This is a genomic window from Pseudomonas sp. SWRI18 (genome assembly GCF_014268345.1).
Taxonomy (GTDB): domain Bacteria; phylum Pseudomonadota; class Gammaproteobacteria; order Pseudomonadales; family Pseudomonadaceae; genus Aquipseudomonas; species Aquipseudomonas cedrina.
This window is the reverse complement of the sequence record NZ_JACCQQ010000010.1, coordinates 151741-167801: the sequence shown is the minus strand read 5'-3', so window position 1 is coordinate 167801 and position 16061 is coordinate 151741. Positions and strand designations below refer to the sequence as shown.

At 55.5% G+C, this 16061-nt stretch carries 13 protein-coding genes, 1 other RNA gene and 1 pseudogene; 7 read left to right on the top strand and 8 right to left on the bottom strand.

Going from position 1 to position 16061, the window contains the following annotated elements:
- Positions 1–67 precede the first annotated feature (67 nt).
- The 5 genes from H0Z09_RS13730 to H0Z09_RS13710 all read left to right on the top strand — a co-directional run bounded on the left by H0Z09_RS13730 (position 68) and on the right by H0Z09_RS13710 (position 4893).
- A complete protein-coding gene (locus H0Z09_RS13730) occupies positions 68–2878 on the top strand; it encodes an FAD-binding and (Fe-S)-binding domain-containing protein (protein WP_186691079.1) in 2811 nt (936 codons plus the stop codon).
- Positions 2879–3014: 136 nt separating this feature from the next.
- Positions 3015–3293, top strand: coding sequence for a hypothetical protein (locus tag H0Z09_RS13725; protein WP_076952819.1), 279 nt, complete (start codon positions 3015–3017; stop codon positions 3291–3293).
- A gap of 104 nt (positions 3294–3397) precedes the next feature.
- Positions 3398–3794, top strand: a transfer-messenger RNA (tmRNA) gene (gene ssrA, locus H0Z09_RS13720).
- A gap of 320 nt (positions 3795–4114) precedes the next feature.
- The gene (locus H0Z09_RS13715) at positions 4115–4336 is read left to right on the top strand and encodes a hypothetical protein (RefSeq protein ID WP_186691078.1); all 222 of its coding nucleotides are present in this window, start codon (positions 4115–4117) and stop codon (positions 4334–4336) included.
- Positions 4336–4893, top strand: coding sequence for a hypothetical protein (locus tag H0Z09_RS13710; RefSeq protein WP_238340240.1), 558 nt, complete (start codon positions 4336–4338; stop codon positions 4891–4893). The genes H0Z09_RS13715 and H0Z09_RS13710 overlap by 1 nt, the downstream gene beginning before the upstream one ends.
- Before the next feature lie 243 nt (positions 4894–5136).
- On the opposite strand, the gene H0Z09_RS13705 is transcribed toward H0Z09_RS13710, so the two are convergent.
- Positions 5137–7089, bottom strand: coding sequence for an AIPR family protein (locus H0Z09_RS13705; RefSeq protein WP_186691077.1), 1953 nt, complete (start codon positions 7087–7089; stop codon positions 5137–5139).
- Between the two features lie 303 nt (positions 7090–7392).
- Here H0Z09_RS13705 and H0Z09_RS27335 point away from each other — a divergent pair.
- A pseudogene (locus tag H0Z09_RS27335) lies at positions 7393–7753 on the top strand (integrase); the annotation flags it as partial.
- Between the two features lie 186 nt (positions 7754–7939).
- On the opposite strand, the gene H0Z09_RS13700 reads toward H0Z09_RS27335, so the two are convergent.
- Both H0Z09_RS13700 and H0Z09_RS13695 read right to left on the bottom strand, forming a co-directional pair.
- Positions 7940–9025 carry a DUF262 domain-containing protein gene (locus H0Z09_RS13700; protein ID WP_186691076.1) on the bottom strand — a complete coding sequence of 362 codons (1086 nt, stop codon included), beginning with the start codon at positions 9023–9025 and terminating at the stop codon, positions 7940–7942.
- Positions 9025–10125: an adenine-specific methyltransferase EcoRI family protein gene (locus H0Z09_RS13695; protein WP_186691075.1), complete on the bottom strand. Its 1101-nt coding sequence runs from the start codon at positions 10123–10125 to the stop codon at positions 9025–9027. Before H0Z09_RS13695 ends, H0Z09_RS13700 begins: the two co-directional genes overlap by 1 nt.
- A 997-nt stretch (positions 10126–11122) precedes the next feature.
- On the opposite strand from H0Z09_RS13695, the gene H0Z09_RS13690 reads away from it, so the two are divergent.
- Positions 11123–11383, top strand: a complete 261-nt coding sequence (locus tag H0Z09_RS13690) for a DUF6124 family protein (RefSeq protein WP_186691074.1) — start codon at positions 11123–11125, stop codon at positions 11381–11383.
- A 209-nt stretch (positions 11384–11592) separates the two neighbouring features.
- On the opposite strand, the gene H0Z09_RS13685 is transcribed toward H0Z09_RS13690, so the two are convergent.
- The 5 genes from H0Z09_RS13685 to H0Z09_RS13665 are packed head-to-tail and all read right to left on the bottom strand — an operon-like array spanning position 11593 to position 16004.
- The gene (locus tag H0Z09_RS13685; protein WP_186691097.1) at positions 11593–12432 is read right to left on the bottom strand and encodes an MBL fold metallo-hydrolase; all 840 of its coding nucleotides are present in this window, start codon (positions 12430–12432) and stop codon (positions 11593–11595) included.
- A gap of 8 nt (positions 12433–12440) precedes the next feature.
- Complete coding sequence (gene mqo, locus H0Z09_RS13680; protein ID WP_186691073.1) at positions 12441–14084, bottom strand: malate dehydrogenase (quinone); 1644 nt, start codon at positions 14082–14084, stop codon at positions 12441–12443.
- Positions 14085–14110: 26 nt separating this feature from the next.
- Positions 14111–14404 carry a hypothetical protein gene (locus H0Z09_RS13675; RefSeq protein WP_003235859.1) on the bottom strand — a complete coding sequence of 98 codons (294 nt, stop codon included), beginning with the start codon at positions 14402–14404 and terminating at the stop codon, positions 14111–14113.
- A gap of 35 nt (positions 14405–14439) precedes the next feature.
- Complete coding sequence (locus H0Z09_RS13670; protein ID WP_186691072.1) at positions 14440–15567, bottom strand: hypothetical protein; 1128 nt, start codon at positions 15565–15567, stop codon at positions 14440–14442.
- An 11-nt stretch (positions 15568–15578) separates the two neighbouring features.
- Positions 15579–16004 (bottom strand): HPF/RaiA family ribosome-associated protein, encoded by a 426-nt coding sequence (locus tag H0Z09_RS13665; protein ID WP_186691071.1) that lies wholly within the window; start codon positions 16002–16004, stop codon positions 15579–15581.
- Positions 16005–16061 lie beyond the last annotated feature (57 nt).

The following is a 16061-nucleotide window of genomic DNA, read 5'->3' as shown; positions in this document are numbered from 1 at the left end:
CAGCACATAACAGCGTAAGAATCGACGCCGGATAACGCTTCCGGCGTCAGCTATTTCTGGAGGACCGATGAGCCTGCCTGCTGCTTTCCTGAGCGACGTCGCACACCTGATTCCGAATGATCGGCGTTTCGACGACCCACTTTCCACGCTCGCTTTCGGCACCGACGCCAGCTTTTACCGACTGATCCCACAGCTGGTGATCCGCGTGGAGTCGGAAGATGAAGTCGTGGCGCTGTTACAGCTGGCCCAACGCGACCGCGTACCCGTGACCTTTCGCGCAGCCGGCACCAGCCTGTCCGGGCAGGCCATCAGCGACTCGGTGCTGCTCGTACTGGGTGACAACTGGAACGGCCGCGAAATTCGTGGGCAAGGCACGCAGATTCGCTTGCAGCCCGGTGTCATCGGCGCCCAGGCCAATGCATGGCTGGCGCCGTTCGGGCGCAAGATCGGGCCAGACCCGGCGTCGATCAACGCCTGCAAAATCGGCGGCATCGTCGCCAACAATGCCAGCGGCATGTGCTGCGGTACGGCGCAGAACACCTACCACACCCTGGCGGGCATACGCCTGGTACTGGCTGACGGCAGCCGCCTGGACACTGAAGATGCAAACAGCGTCGCGGCGTTTCGTGAACAACACGGGCCGTTGCTTGAGCGCCTGGCGTCGCTGGGCCGCGAGACGCGGGCAAATGCTGAATTGGCAGCGAAAATCCGCCACAAATACCGTCTGAAAAATACCACCGGGCTGTCACTCAATGCCCTGGTGGATTTCGATGAGCCGCTGGATATCCTCAGCCATCTGCTGGTGGGCTCCGAGGGGACGCTCGGCTTCATCAGTGCAGTCACCTACGACACGGTGGTCGATCACCCGAACAAAGCGTCGGCGCTGATCGTATTCCCGGATGTCGAGACCTGCTGCAACGCGGTCACCGTTCTCAAAACCCAACCAGTCTCCGCCGTTGAGCTGCTGGACCGACGCAGCATGCGCTCGGTACAGGACAAGCCGGGCATGCCCGCTTTCGTACAGCACCTATCGGAAAATGCCTGCGCACTGTTGATCGAATCCCGCGCCGCGTCGCCAGCGCTGTTGCATGAGCAATTGGCGCTGATCATGGGTTCCCTGGCCGGTTTCCCCGTGGAAAAACAGGTCGACTTCACCGAAGACCCGCTGGAAAACGCCCGCCTGTGGGCAATCCGCAAAGACACCTTCCCCGCCGTCGGCGCCGTACGCAAAACCGGCACCACGGTGATCATCGAGGATGTGACCTTCCCGGTCGAACAACTGGCAATCGGGGTCAATCGCTTGATCGAACTGTTCGACAAACATCACTACGACGAAGCGATCCTTTTCGGACACGCGCTGGAAGGCAATCTGCACTTTGTCTTCACCCAGGGCTTCAACAGCGCAGAAGAAGTCACACGCTACCAAGCGTTCATGGACGACGTAGCGCAACTGGTGGCGGTAGAGTTTGGTGGCTCGTTGAAAGCCGAACACGGCACCGGCCGCAATATGGCGCCATTCGTCGAGCTGGAATGGGGCAGCGACGCCTACCAATTGATGTGGCAGCTCAAGCGTCTGCTCGACCCCAACGGCATCCTCAACCCGGACGTGGTGCTCAGCGAAGACCCGCAAATCCACCTGAAACACCTCAAGCCGCTACCCGCCGCCGACGAGCTGGTGGATAAGTGCATCGAATGTGGCTTCTGCGAACCGGTGTGCCCCTCGAAAGGCCTGACCTTGAGCCCGCGCCAACGCATCGTGATCTGGCGCGACATCCAGGCGAAAAAGCGCGCCGGCGTCGACACCACCGAACTGGAAGCCGCGTATCACTACCAGGGCATCGACACCTGCGCCGCCACCGGCCTGTGCGCTCAACGCTGCCCTGTGGGAATCAATACCGGCGACCTGGTGAAAAAACTGCGCAGCCGTGAAGCCGACCGTACGAAAACGGCCGAATGGCTCGCCAGCCATTTCTCCACTGCGCTGCAAGGTGCGCGCTTTACGCTGCACGTGGCCAATGGTGCACGCATGCTGCTGGGCGCGCCGCGTCTGGCCAAGCTATCGGCCACTGTCACCCGGTTGTCCAAGGGGCAGATCCCGCAGTGGACCAACGCCATGCCCCAGCCGGAAAAAGCCATCCGCTTCAGCCCGGCCGTGACGGACGAACGACCCCGGGTGGTCTACCTGGCCGCCTGCGTCTCCCGCGCCATGGGCCCGGCGGCGGGGGATAAAGAGCAGATGTCACTGTATGACAAAACCCGCGGCCTGCTGGAAAAAGCCGGTTACCAAGTGGTGCTCCCCGAGAACCAGAACAGCCTGTGTTGCGGCCAGCCCTTCGCCTCCAAAGGCTACGCCGAACAAGCCGAACACAAGCGCCAGGAACTGCTCGGCGCCCTGCTCCACGCCAGCCGCGGCGGGCTCGACCCGATCTACTGCGACACCAGCCCCTGCACCCTGCGCCTGGTGCAGGACCTGGGCGAAACGCGCCTGGACCTCTACGACCCCGTACGCTTTATCCGCACGCATCTGATGGATCGCCTCGACTTCACGCCCCAGGAAGCGCCCATCGCCGTGCACGTCACCTGCAGCACCCAACATCTGGGCGAAAGCCAGGCCCTGATCGACCTGGCCCGGCGCTGCGCCAAAACCGTGGTGATTCCGGAAGGCATCCACTGCTGCGGATTCGCCGGCGACAAAGGCTTCACCACACCGCAACTCAACGCCCACGCACTGCGCAGCCTCAAGGACGCCGTGCAATATTGCAGTGAAGGCATTTCCACCAGCCGCACCTGCGAGATCGGCCTGAGCCAGCATGGCGGCATTGATTACCACGGCCTGGTCTACCTGGTGGACCGCGTCACCCAGGCCCGCGCTCATTGATCCAGCAAAAAAATAGAACCCTTAAGCGCTGGCGCAGTCATCTGCATAGGCCTCGACAGACGAGGCCCATCAGTGATGTCGCTGGCAGCCGTTGAACGCCAGCAGCGTCGAGCCCTTTTGCGCAAGGAGATACCTTATGAAGCGTTCCGCTCTTGCTGGCTTGTTCATTACCGCTGCGATGCTGGCGTCCCCTGTGTTTGCCGCGGGCGATAAAGACCTCTGCGAAATCAACCTGAACAAAATCAACAACGGCAAGGCACTGCTCGCCACCGACACCAGTGGCAAAAGCGGCGAGATAGACACCGCCGTCTCCCAAGCCAAGGCCGCCCACGCCGCCGGTGATGAGAAGAAGTGCATCGAAATCACCTCCAAGGCCCTGCAAGACCTGCAGAACAACGACAAAGGCGGTGAATAGGTTGCCCTGTCACGCAGGACCAACCTTCGGGTTGGCCTTCCGTGACGGTTTGGAGTACACTGCACGAGCTTGTCACTCACTAAGAAACAACGAGTTACAAGCACGGGGCCGTTTAGGATTCGACGCCGGTCGCGAAACTTTAGGTGCATGCCGAGTTGGTAACAGAACTCGTAAATCCACTGTTGCAACTACTTATAGTTGCCAATGACGAAAACTACGGCCAGGAATTCGCTCTCGCTGCGTAAGCAGCCTTAGCCCTGAGCTTCTGGTACCTTCGGGTCCAGCAATCACCAGGGGATGTCTGTAAACCCAAAGTGATTGTCATATAGAACAGAATCGCCGTGCAGTACGTTGTGGACGAAGCGGCTAAAACTTACACAACTCGCCCAAAGCACCCTGCCCTTCGGGTCGCTGCGGGTTAACTTAATAGAAACGGCTACGCATGTAGTACCGACAGCGGAGTACTGGCGGACGGGGGTTCAAATCCCCCCGGCTCCACCATTTCAACGAAAAAAGACGTCCTTGGACGTCTTTTTTTGTGTCTGGGATCTAATGGAATCAAGGGCTTCGGCGCCATCGGTTTGTGTAGATGAATGGTCCACATTGACATTTCACTTGACAGATGATTATCTCGATGAAGATCGTGCCACTTTTGCCGTTAAGAGCCGTCCAGGTACACAGGCCGGTGAAGCAGGCCCTGTGTACCTGGACGGCACCATGACCGTGCATTTCGTCGGTTAATACCTTGCAAGCACAGCTCTTTGCCTGTATTTGCGCCGACTGAGTGTGCTAACCTCAGATCCAAGTATATTTTCACTCTTATGGGCACTTTTGCCATGATCAGCGGCCACCAGCATTTAAAAGACCTTAGCTTTGCGGAAATGATGAGCCTTAAAAGCAGCTCACGTGACCGCCAGGTTGATGCTGTCTATGCAGCTGACCCTCAGATGCTTGAAATGGCTGCTGCCCGTGCCAAAGCCGCCCTTCGTGGCAACTCTGCTTCAATTGCTCGCCCACAACGATTCTCTGCGCTAAGCAACTGATGCCCGAAGCGGTAAACGAAGACGCTCCGTTCGCCCTGCTTGAACGTTCAGAGCTCTTCGCTTTCCTGCTCGATCTAATTCAGCGCGTCTACCGTCCCTCAATTCAATCAGCTGTCACCGATTACGGCCTTGTAATCGTTGGGGGGCAATCGCTTACGCTTTGGGCCCGGCAATACCTCATCGACGAAATGACAGGCGAGGATGTCGGATTCGTCACTAGCGATGACTTGGACTTTATAGGCAAGCCCAACTCTATTGATTATTGCGCCCGCGTGATGGGAGTCCCTTTTCGCAAGGCGAAGATGGACGACAACACGATCAATATTGCCGCCGCGTACATTGACTGGGTTGACGATAAAGAGGTCATCGTCGATATCCTGGAAATGAACAGCGTCGGGGGGAGCGCCCAAAAAAGAGATTTTAATCTCATGCGCTTACTTTTCTGCCCTGAAAACCGCGTCCGACTTTTTCAACAGAATCGGCTAAAAGCGGCCGTTCCTGAGCTTCCCCTTCTACCCATAGTGACCGCTACTCAACCGCTCAAAGGGGCGCTTTGAAGGGTTCATATCTATCTTTAGTCTAGCCGTGGAAGCATAGGCTTCGCCTGCCATCGGAGGATGGTGCGCTCTATGTGGCATAATAATGGAACAAACTAAGCGACCTGCTAGGTCAATCCAAACCTATACATATGCTATTGTCGGAATACTAAAGGGCGCTCAAGCCCTTGTACTTCTGGACTTGAGCGCATATCTTTTTTACAGCGGCACGCCAGAGGTATGCCGTTATATCGAAGCAACAAATTAGAATACGACGTCGTGAATTATTCCGCTTTCGAACCTTATATTGCAGCTAACTTCTTCGATGGAGTCGAATTTCGGATTATCGTATTGACAACTATGCTCTTTGGAATTATAGCTGAACGTAGCAGTGCCGTTTGATGCTTTATAACGACGAACTCTATAGTTTCCTTTTAGGAATTGAGCTTGAGTTTGCGGTTGCAGCGGCTTCAAAGTATCGCTCGAACTAGCATTTTTTCCTTCTTGCACTGCTTTGGCTTTTTGACGATAAGAGTCTGCAACGACGATCTTGTGTTTTTCGAGAATGGCGCTGGTGTGACGTGGGTCCATATGATCATTTGAACCGAAACCAAATGAATTAATGATCGCTTCCGCTGTTTGTATCGCTCGTTCAAAGCCGCTATTAATTTTAGCGATCATATCCTTGACATGGTCGTCAGTTGTCTTTTTTTCTGGACTTAAATCGATATGGAGTATTTTCTTAACTAGAAGCGCAACGTGGTAACTCCATTTGGACATTCGGCGTCTTGCGCAGTGCTCCTTGGATTTTGAGAAAATCAAATGGGATACGAAGTATAGAGCCGGGTGATGACTTTCATTAAAAAGAAGGCTGCTTGCTTCGTTATTGTAGTCTCTAAGCAGTTGACCATAATAAAAGTGGACTTTATGAGGTTCCTCGAGTGCTATGGATATGAATGATTTTATTAATAGAGGTGCTGATACTGTTTCGCTCAGTAGTATCGTATCATCTTCATCATATTGATGAGGTCGCCGCGCATAAAAAATTCGGTGCCCTTGTGTATTCATCGCTGCGAAGAAGTCTTCAAGTCGCTTGTGGTACGGCTTGATGGTTGCGAATGCTTCCTTCATCACCACCGACTGGCTGTTGGTGGCCTTAATGACACTGCTAGATAATTCAATGTCGTCAGTTTCAATAAGCTTGATCGTGACGTACATGTCATCCGTTATATGCTCCCTATTTTCAAAAAGAACGTGGCTCGTCTGACATCCGTTAACGATTTGGAAGCCCGATATCTTAAAAACATCTCCAGAAGGTACTACCTTTTTTGCGACAACTGTTACGCCATTATTAAGAACAGAAAACAAATTTCTCTGGGCGTCGCTTTTTATTGTTTCGGCAATATCCGCATTTACTTGATTTGCGCTGCCGAGATAGTCGCGAACGTTGTCGTAAAATACACCCTTGTTAATACTCCCACTTTGATTTTTAATAAACTCTACGTAGTCTTTGCACTTAGAGACACCCAGATATGCTGCCGTGGCCAAGGACAACTTAGGCAATGCAACATGGCGCTGAAACATCAAAGGCTTAGTGATTCTGTTTAATGTTTCTTTGTAAAGATTTTGTAGCTCGACAGCCCCAATCAACTTGCTCTCGACAGATGAGAACATATACTTCAAGTTTTCGATCTCGCTTACCGTAGCTTGTACTTGAGGTAGAAAATCTCTGTCAGGAAATTTTCCGTCGCCGGTGTAAACATATTTCATTGTTAATGTCGGGTCACAACGAAATTTTCCGGCCTTATCGTAGATGAATTGTTTGATTGCATATGCTTCTTTAAGCTCTGCTGGCTGATCTTCCAATTTACCAGTGAAAAATATTTTAACTGCTTGCAGAAACTTAAGATAATCACCCAAATCCACGCTAGATGAGGTTTTAGCTTGGATGAATGTAAAGCTTGTATCGAATATCCCTGTAGTAAGCGGGACAGCTGAGTTAACGCTATAAACCAAAACGTCGTTAATTGCAATCGCTACCGAGTCAACCCCAATGCAATTACCTGTGCTTAGGGCGTCAGGCTCAAATGTGTCGTTGTAATCGTTGGCTAACAATGAATAAACCACGAATTGTTCAAAGCGGAGGCTATCGCTATCAGTTAGAGAGTTTTTAGTTGAGAATTCTTTAAGCATGCTTTGCAGTGTAATGTTGTTCATGCAAATCCTTGGCATTGTTATGAACTGTTTGAGGCTTAGGGGATACCTAAATTAGTAGTCCAGAAGGATCACCGCTTCAGAGAGAAGAAGCGCAGAAAATTCAGCCCTGACTGGATTCTAACTGATGGCTATTGGCTATGCATACCCCGCAGCTTGTGAGGCTAGGTCTCATCGCTATACATCATCTCACCAACCAGATTCCGTTTTTCGTGGCGCCAGCGAACGTCCGTTTTGGGTCGAGTAGCGACCACCACTCTTTCTGACTGATTCACCCTTGTCCTCTCTCAACATGGAGGACGAGCCATGAACATTATTGCTAAACACAGCCAATAGCCTTGGAACAAGGGAAAGCTTGTCGGCAGAAAGCCCCGCTGCGAGTCAGAGATATCTGGGCCATTCGGGCCAGACTCCAGCTCGCGGAAAAAACACGTGATTTGGCGCTCTTCAACTTGGCTATCGACAGCAAGCTGCGTGCTTGTGACTAACCAAGCTGCGAGTTCGAGACATAGCCTATGGCGAGCATGTCTCGTCACGGGCAATCGTGATGCAGCAGAAAACTCAGCACCCTGTGCAATTCAAAATCACTGAGCAAACTCGAACGGTTTTGGAGGCGAGGATGCATCAGGCGCACCTCCGCAGCGAGGACTTCTTATTTCCAACTAGATAGCTGGGAATCGAGGTCGATGATGCCTTGGAAATGGCGGAACAAGCGGGTCTGACCATCCATAGTAACGGTCGATGTTTCACCGTCGCTATCCGACCCAATGTTGCCGATCACAAAAGACCGACATCCTGGTTCAGCGGCGGAACGCGAAGCGATCCGCCCGCTGCAAACCACTGTTAGACGATGTTATCTCCCTCCCTTTCTTCGGTTGTCCTCAAGGCACAGCATCTGACAGTTGACCGCTTCTGTCTTTCCACCCTCGTGCCATGGCTTGATGTGGTCTGCCTCCATCTCTTCGATGGTGAAGGTTTTGGCGCAGTCAGGACACACACCCTTCTGCCGCTCAAACGCTGAACGGCGCATCCTCTCATCGAACTGGCGGATGTTGAGATGCTTCTCCTTGCCGTTCAACACGTAGTGATAGACGCCGCGATAGTTCGTCACGTCCGGGTCTTGCAGGAGGACTGAGATGCGATCCTCGAGCTCGACAGGGTCGAGAGACACGTCCTTGTAAACATTGTAGAGCTCGCCCCACGGTTGTCCCTTCATTTCTTTATTACGCGCCACCGGGAAGGTTGCCCTTACCCATGCAACGACGTTTTGGAAGTACACCCACAACTCGTTTGCCTTGGATTTGTGTTGGTGTTTCCCCATATACGCCGCAATGTTGCCGGCGCTGATCCAGTCTAGAACATTTTCAAGATAGTCCTGGCGGATGGGCGATCCACTCATGAGCTCGCTTCCGATTTGGTAAGCGGGACAAGCGGTCTTGCTGAAATGTTTCTTGGCGTCCGACAACCACGGACCCGCGTACGTCGCGTTGCGGAGTTCCTGTTTAGTTAATACCTTGCCAGCGATATTGATGGTCTCAAACCAGGCCAGCCTTTCACTATCTGTCCCCTCGCAAAAGTAAACCATCAACTCATAGTTGAGGATTTGCTCCTGCTGGTCATTTGTGAGGTTATGGAAGTAGAGGTCGTTCCATGTAAACTCGCCATCCACGTACTGGCAAATCGAGATCGTGCGTTGCTGCCCGTCGATTACTTCAAAGGTGTCGTCGTCGCGAACGGACCAGTACATGACGTTGAGAGGAAAATTTTGGGTCAGTGTGTCTATGACCTTGTTGCGCTCCTTGGCGTCATATACGAACTCGCGCTGGTATGGCGGGCGGATATCAAGTTTACCGCTATAACCGCGAACGCCGCCCTCCGCGTCGTCGAAGTAGCCTTCATACAAGTCGCGAACGAGGATCTTCTTGAGTTCGATTTCCATCAGACTTCAATCTTCTTGTTGCGGATGAGGATACGAGGATAGGTCTGAGTAAAGAACTCATCGCCCACCTTGTAGTAGGTCTTACCAAGGGGAGGGGTCGCCACCTTGATCACTGCGCCATCGTTCAGTTTACCTACGCGACTGATCTTGCCATTCGCGCTCAGCTGTTCTTGCTGTGGATACGTTTTGGTCGCCAAACCGAACCACGTTTTAGTAATGCCTACAATCTCAAACTGGTCAGGATTGTGTTTCGCAAAAAAACCGGGAGTAACGCCCATGACGCCTTCGTAGTCCTTGGGAATGTTAGCGACTGTACCGACCTCTATGGCGTCAAAGTTGTCATAGGCGGGATATTCGCCAGAGTTGAAGGTCTTGAAGAGAATCATATCTTCGTGGCGCTTTCGGTAGTCCAAGTTCGTGAACCAGCACATATTTCCGAAGCTGCGCCACTTTTGCCCCGTTTCGTCTACCCAGAACCGCGTTGCGCGCTCCGTGTAATGGTCCGGAACCTTGAAACTCATATCCCCGCTATTAGCACCTAACCATAATTTCTCTTCCTTGAGCAGCGGGAAGATTTCCTTCAGGGTAATTGCATTCTGGTTTCCAAGAATGATGAACTTCTTGTCGTACTCGATAAGTTGCGCGATGTACTCTCGGAAGAGGGAGAACGGGGGATTGGTGACCACGATGTCCGCTTGCTTCAATAGTTCGATGGATTCCGCGCTGCGAAAATCTCCATCACCATCTAAGAAGTTGACATGTATCTCATCGTCTCCCGGAATGCGGTCACCGTCCTTATCACCTTCGTACTCTAGGACGATCGCACGATCACTTTCATGCTCACTGAAGAGGTCACGCTTCTGATTTCTGTAGCAGGTTGCTATTAACTTCTTGAGGCCAAACTTCTCGAAGTTGAAGGAGAAGAAATGGAAGAAGGCACTGACCCTTGGATCATCGCAGTTGAGATAGACGACCTTGCCCTTGAAGTGGCTCCGGTAATGCTTTAGTTCGCGCTCGACGTCTTCTCGCTGAGTGTAAAACTCATCCTCCTTGTTCGCCTTCGCCCTGCTCAGGCTTGCGTTCTGCGTCTCTACAACCATCCTGCTGTTCCTTGCGTCTGCCATCGTGTTTCGGACATATCGTTATCTAAATACTATTGTGCGACATCACTGTCGAAAGGATTACGACGGCCGCCGGGAGTAATGCGACATGGATAACAAGCCTAGGCTGCTTGATCAGGTCGCCAGAAAATTCGACTCGAACACTACTCGATTCGCACTGCGCAAGTCCATTGGCAATGACCGCTTTTGGCCGATTCTGTTGAAAAAGTCGGACGCGGTTCTCAGGGCAGAAAAGTAAGCGCATGAGATTGAAATCTTAAATAACGCACAGGCATTCGGAAACCGATTTCACGTAGCCGCGCGAAAAACAGGCTCCTTCACCGCTCAGCTTCCGGGGCAATCCGAGAGAACCGACTTTTTCAACAGAATCGGCCTGGTTCTGCCGTTCACCACCTTCAGCCTCTTTTCAAGCGCAACCTGTATCCCGAGAGCGGCAGGAAGATCACCCCTAATCAAAGATGAGAAGCAAAGGCGTAAAATCGATTACAAGCGCCAGACCAGAGCGTGAATATCTCGTGGGGTATTCCAGTTGGAATTCCAATCAGCACTAAAAATAAATTTATCTCAAATAATCAATGCCATAGGATGCCAATTCAGATTACCCCGGCACGCATCGCTCCCATCTGTCGCAGCTTCCTTCGCCCCCACCGCTCAGAGCCAACCGACGGGCCCTCGGAATTTTCCTTCAACCTATCGCGCCCTCCATGAACTAGCGCTCCCACCTCCACAACGCTACCTTCCCCCCGTCGCTACTCATCAGCGACCGGCTTTGACAGGCCGAAAAGTGTAACCTTTCACACTCCTTGATTTAGCGGCATGCTTTGCGTGTCCGCCTCGTTCATGGCGGCTGTGCGTGGGGCATCTTCGGGTGCGCCGGGTTCCTACACTTCCGGTCTGTCAACCCGCGTACAGCTGCCACCCAATCCTGTTTGACAGCAGGGGGCGGCGGCTCCTTTAACAGTGTAGGAGCTTCATCATGAAAAAAATCACGCCCAATCCCCCCGCAACTCTCTTCACGGTCAATGAAAACGTCGACCCCGAAACCCTGCTGATCCAAGCCAGCGAAACCCTTTCCTCATTGGACGCAATCATCACCGACCTGGCCTTCGAACTCGACGGCATAAACCGTCAAAAACTCTTGGGTAGCCAGCAACTCGTCGTGCTGGGCGGATTACTCATCGAGCGTGTGCTGGTCACGCTGGCACCCACCGCCGACGCGCAACCGCTCCCGACGTAATCTCAGCAGCAAGCGAACCGCGCACAGGCCGGCGCCACTGACGACTGGCCAGCAACTCGCTCTGGCAATCGCAACTTCATACTTAGCTCAAGCTTTCACATCCCTTTCACACTCGAGCATCTATGTTTACCCCAGCTCCTTGTGAACATCCCTTTCAAGCCCGCTTTTCCCCATCGCGGGCTTTTCTTTGCCTGGAATTTGCCCTCACCTCATTTCCCACCGCCAGCCTCCCGCGCTCGTTCCAGCTCACGCGCATCATGGCTGCAAAATATATCCACCGCCGCGCCACCATCAGCCGCCAATTGCCGCAACCTCTGCTGGTTATGCAGCCGCGCCTGGCGATCCGTGTCCATCATGGTCTGGTAGAAGCGCATCCCAGGTGGGCAGCGGCGTTTGGGTAGATGCACTTCGTCATGGTGAAAGTAAGCATCGCCAGCATGCAGTTTCCAGCCTTCGGCGGTGCGGATGGCGATGCCTGCGTGGCCGGCGGTGTGGCCGCGCAGGGGCACCAGCAGGATGTCTTCTTCCTGGGCGCCGACCAGGGCGCGTACCGAGTCGAAGCCGAACCAGGTGTCGCCGTGCGGGGCGTACAGTTGCCAGCCCGCGACGTCGCGCCATTGCGCGGGCAGGAAGCGCCGTCGTTCGATCCAGCCATTCGCCAGGGTGGCGTGGTTGAGTTCCTGGTGCATCACGTGCACACGGGCATTCGGGAAGTCTTGCAGGCCACCGGCGTGGTCGAAATCCAGGTGCGTGAGCAGGATGTGGCGGACGTCATTGGGGTGGAAGCCCATCAGGCGCAGTTGTTCGAGGGCGGTGAAACGGTGCTCGAGCTGGATGTTATTGAATGTCCGGAAAAACCGGCTCAGGCGCTCGGGATGTTCGACGTCCTGCTGGCCGAAACCGGTGTCCACCAGGATCAGGCCATTGCTGGCGGTTTCGATCAGCAGGCAATGACACACCACCGAGGCGGTGAGGCCGCGGCTGTAGCCATCGAACAGGGCGCCGCCCAACGGGCACATGCAGCCACAATTGAGATGATGCACGCGCAGGCCCTGGGTCATGGCTGCAGATCCGGGTCGGTATCCACGTGTGGCTGCTTGATCGGGTCGATGGGGGGGTTGGCGCCGGGTTGGCGGTCGATGTCCGGCGGTGGCGTCAGTTGCAGCAACTCGCTGGTGTAGCGCCATTCCTCCATGACTTTGTCGGGGTTTTCATTCAGGTGCGTGCCGTAGCTGGGTACGATTTGGCGCAGTTTGTCCTGCCAGGGCGCGCTCGCCAGTTTGTCCTTGAACACCTTCTGCATCAGGTCGAGCATGATCGGCGCCGCGGTCGACGCTCCCGGGGAAGCCCCGAGCAAGCCGGCGATGCTGCCGTCCTTGGACGCCACCACTTCGGTGCCCAGCTTGAGCACGCCGCCCTGGTCTTCATCCTTCTTGATGATCTGCACGCGCTGCCCGGCTTGCCACAAACGCCAGTCTTCCTTTTTGGCGTTGGGGAAATACGCTTTCAGCGCATCGAAACGATCATCGTCCGATTGCATCAATTGGCCGGCCAGGTACTGCACCAGGTCGAACTCGCGCACACCGACGCGCATCATCGGCCAGACGTTGTGCAAGGTCATGCTGGCGGCCAGATCGAAGTAAGAGCCTTCCTTGAGGAACTTGGTGGAAAACGTCGCGAACGGGCCGAACAGAATCATGCGTTTGCCATCGAGTACACGGGTGTCCAGGTGCGGCACCGACATCGGCGGCGCACCCGTGGAGGCAATGCCGTAGGCCTTGGCCATGTGCCGCTCGGCCACTGCGGCATTGTCGGTCACCAGGAAAGAACCGCCCACCGGGAAGCCGGCGTAGTCCTTGGCTTCCTCTATGCCGGACTTTTGCAGCAACGGCAACGCCGCGCCGCCCGCGCCGATGAACAGGAATTTCGCATCGGTGGCGCCGGTCGTGCCGTCCTTGAGGTTTTTGTATTCGACGTGCCAGGAGCCATCGTCGTTGCGCGTGATGTCGCGCACTTCCGTCGACAGCTTGAGGGCGAAGTTCTGGCGGGTTTGCAGGTGGCTGACGAACTGTCGGGTGATCTCGCCGAAGTTGACGTCAGTGCCGATGGGCGACCAGGTCGCGGCGATTTTTTGCGCCGGATCGCGGCCTTCCATCATCAGCGGCACCCATTGCTTGATCTGCGCCGGGTCTTCGGAATACTGCATCGGCCGGAACAGCGGGCTGGCCTGCAACGCCTCGTAGCGTTTTTTCAGAAAGCGGATGTCGTCGTCGCCCCACACAAAACTCATGTGCGGCGTGGAGTTGATGAACGAGCGCGGGTTGTGCAGCACGCCGGTTTTCACTTGCCAGGCCAGGAACTGCCGGGTGATCTGGAACGCTTCGTTAATCTCGACGGCCTTGGTGATATCGATCTTGCCGTCTTTTTCCGGGGTGTAGTTCAGCTCGGCGAGCGCCGAGTGGCCGGTGCCGGCATTGTTCCAGCCGTTGGAGCTTTCCTCGGCGACCTTGTCCAGGCGTTCGACCATCTCCATCGACCAACCCGGCTCCAATTCACTGAGCCACACCGCCAGGGTCGAACTCATGATCCCGCCCCCCACCAGCATCACATCGACGCGCTTGGTTTCGGCGGCGTACGCGTGCGAGATGCCCAGCGACAGGGCCAGGGCGGTCAGTGCCCCTTTGAGGGTCGGTTTGTTCATGTTGCCTCCAAGACACGACGGTCGGTTTATTTCGGGGGGGATGTCGACTGCGCCGCATCGATGCACAGGTCGATGGCCACGGTGTCGAGTCGATCACGTTGCTGGGCTGCAAGGCTTTGCAGCGTTTTCGCGTAGACCGCGTCAGCAGCGTCCTTGAGCCGCTGCCATTCCTCCAGGCTGATGATTTCGCGCAGCACCAGCTCGTCGGCGCGGTTGATGAGGGTCCGATAAAAGTCGTCAGGCTGATCCAGGCGGTAGCTGTCGTCCTCAAGCAATAGGTGCCAGGCCCGAATCTCCATCGCTTTTTCGCTTTTTTCCATGCTCGCGCTCCTGCTGAGTAAAAAGCCCGTGCGCCTCAGTAACGCAATACAGCCGCCGCGCGGGTGTCGGTGGGCATAGAGCGCTCGGCAGGCACCACCACCACTTCGCCGCCCTGGCGGATAACGGCCAGGATCAGCTCGTCCAGCGCAGCGTCTTCCTCGGCGACCTGGGCGCCTGGCTCGCTGCCGTCAGCCTCCACCAGCAACAACGCCACCCGGCCTTCCAGCGTCGCATGCTCGATGTCCACCAGCCGCGAGGCATAAAGCCGCTGCCCTACGGCCACGCCAAATCGATCAAACGCGGTGTTCAGGGAATCCTCGTAGCGCTTGCTCATCACGGCGGTGCAGGCCTGCGCCAACTCGGCTGGCGAGAGCGTGGCGGGGTCTTTACGCACACCGTCGGCCAGCAGGAAGGGGTTGTGACTGAGCGCCCGGAACACGGCCTGGTTCTCGGGCAGCGCCACCAGCACCAACGGCAGTTTGCAGACGCGCGAACAGTGCTCGGTGGTCGCTTTGTCGACGGCACGGAAGAACCGTTCGCGGTCCAGGTTCACTTCGTCCTGCTTACCGCCGCCGCCCGACTCATGCATCATCGGATCGCCGCGCTCGCCCGCGCCGCTGAACCCGTCGGGGTGGCCTTGCTGGTCGCGGGCGGTCAGTTGATCGCCCAAGGCATCGGCCTGAGAGGTGGGCACCGCCTCCGGCAATTCGATTTCCTGCAGTGTCTGCGCGGCGCCCTCGTAAACCCGCACGCTGTCCCGTGTCAGGCACAGCGCCTGGTAGCGTTCGGTCATTGGCGCCTGGCGCAGCAGCGGCCTGAGATAGGGGTGGCGGTTGACGATGGCGGTTTCTTGGACCGGCCGGTGCAACCCCACCACCAGAAAATGCTCGGCGCCGCCAAAGATTGCGATCGAAGGCGGGCAGCTATTCCAGAATTCGGTGTCGGCCACCAGGTCATGAAACGGTGCAAGCAGCGTCTCGGCCTGCGCCTGATCAGCCAGCAGGCCTTCGAGGTCTTTGATGAGGTTCTTCAAACGAATCGGGTTTTGCGTGCGCTCGGGGAACGTCTGCTGGGCGGGCATGTAGACACTCAGGTTGGTGCGATCCGCCAGGGCCAGAAGCGTGTCCAGAGTGTCGCGGGTAAAGGTTTGAACGTGGACCATGGGGAGCCTCCTCAGTGTTTGTCCAGATCAGCCTGCCTGGCCAGGAAATCGTCTTCGAGCAGCGCGTCGATTTGCGCCGGCGATTCTTCCTGGACCGGGGGCGCCGTCAGATGCCCGGTGGATTCGACTTTGGGCGACAAGCGTCCCATCAGATGTTCCAGCGCGTGGTGGATTTTGCGAGCGGCGCCGGCGACGGCCAGCTCCAGGCTTTCCGCCTGATGCGTAACGGACAATGAGCTGTGGCCCTTGGGGCGCACTTCGATCTGGCAACGTTTGTCTTGCGGACCGGACTTCTGCGCGTTCACGTCGCCCACGTGGATTTCCACACGGGTCAGTACCGAGCTGTAGCGCTCCAGCTCACCCACCACCGTACTGCCTACCCACTCCTGAAGATCGGCACTGCCCTCAATATGATTACTGTCTACCTGTACCAGCATGGTCAATTCCTCTTCTGTCCTGAAAAGTAGGTTCGCCCCAAGGGCGTCAACGGCTAT

Coding starts and splice junctions, on each gene's coding strand:
- H0Z09_RS13730 (WP_186691079.1), top strand. CDS start 68: ATGAGCCTGCCTGCTGCTTTCCTGAGCGACGTCGCACACCTGATTCCG.
- H0Z09_RS13670 (WP_186691072.1), bottom strand. CDS start 15,567: ATGGTCCACGTTCAAACCTTTACCCGCGACACTCTGGACACGCTTCTG.
- H0Z09_RS13725 (WP_076952819.1), top strand. CDS start 3,015: ATGAAGCGTTCCGCTCTTGCTGGCTTGTTCATTACCGCTGCGATGCTG.
- H0Z09_RS13700 (WP_186691076.1), bottom strand. CDS start 9,025: ATGGAAATCGAACTCAAGAAGATCCTCGTTCGCGACTTGTATGAAGGC.
- H0Z09_RS13665 (WP_186691071.1), bottom strand. CDS start 16,004: ATGCTGGTACAGGTAGACAGTAATCATATTGAGGGCAGTGCCGATCTT.
- H0Z09_RS13675 (WP_003235859.1), bottom strand. CDS start 14,404: ATGGAAAAAAGCGAAAAAGCGATGGAGATTCGGGCCTGGCACCTATTG.
- H0Z09_RS13690 (WP_186691074.1), top strand. CDS start 11,123: ATGAAAAAAATCACGCCCAATCCCCCCGCAACTCTCTTCACGGTCAAT.
- H0Z09_RS13710 (WP_238340240.1), top strand. CDS start 4,336: ATGCCCGAAGCGGTAAACGAAGACGCTCCGTTCGCCCTGCTTGAACGT.
- mqo (WP_186691073.1), bottom strand. CDS start 14,084: ATGAACAAACCGACCCTCAAAGGGGCACTGACCGCCCTGGCCCTGTCG.
- H0Z09_RS13715 (WP_186691078.1), top strand. CDS start 4,115: ATGGGCACTTTTGCCATGATCAGCGGCCACCAGCATTTAAAAGACCTT.
- H0Z09_RS13705 (WP_186691077.1), bottom strand. CDS start 7,089: ATGAACAACATTACACTGCAAAGCATGCTTAAAGAATTCTCAACTAAA.
- H0Z09_RS13695 (WP_186691075.1), bottom strand. CDS start 10,125: ATGGTTGTAGAGACGCAGAACGCAAGCCTGAGCAGGGCGAAGGCGAAC.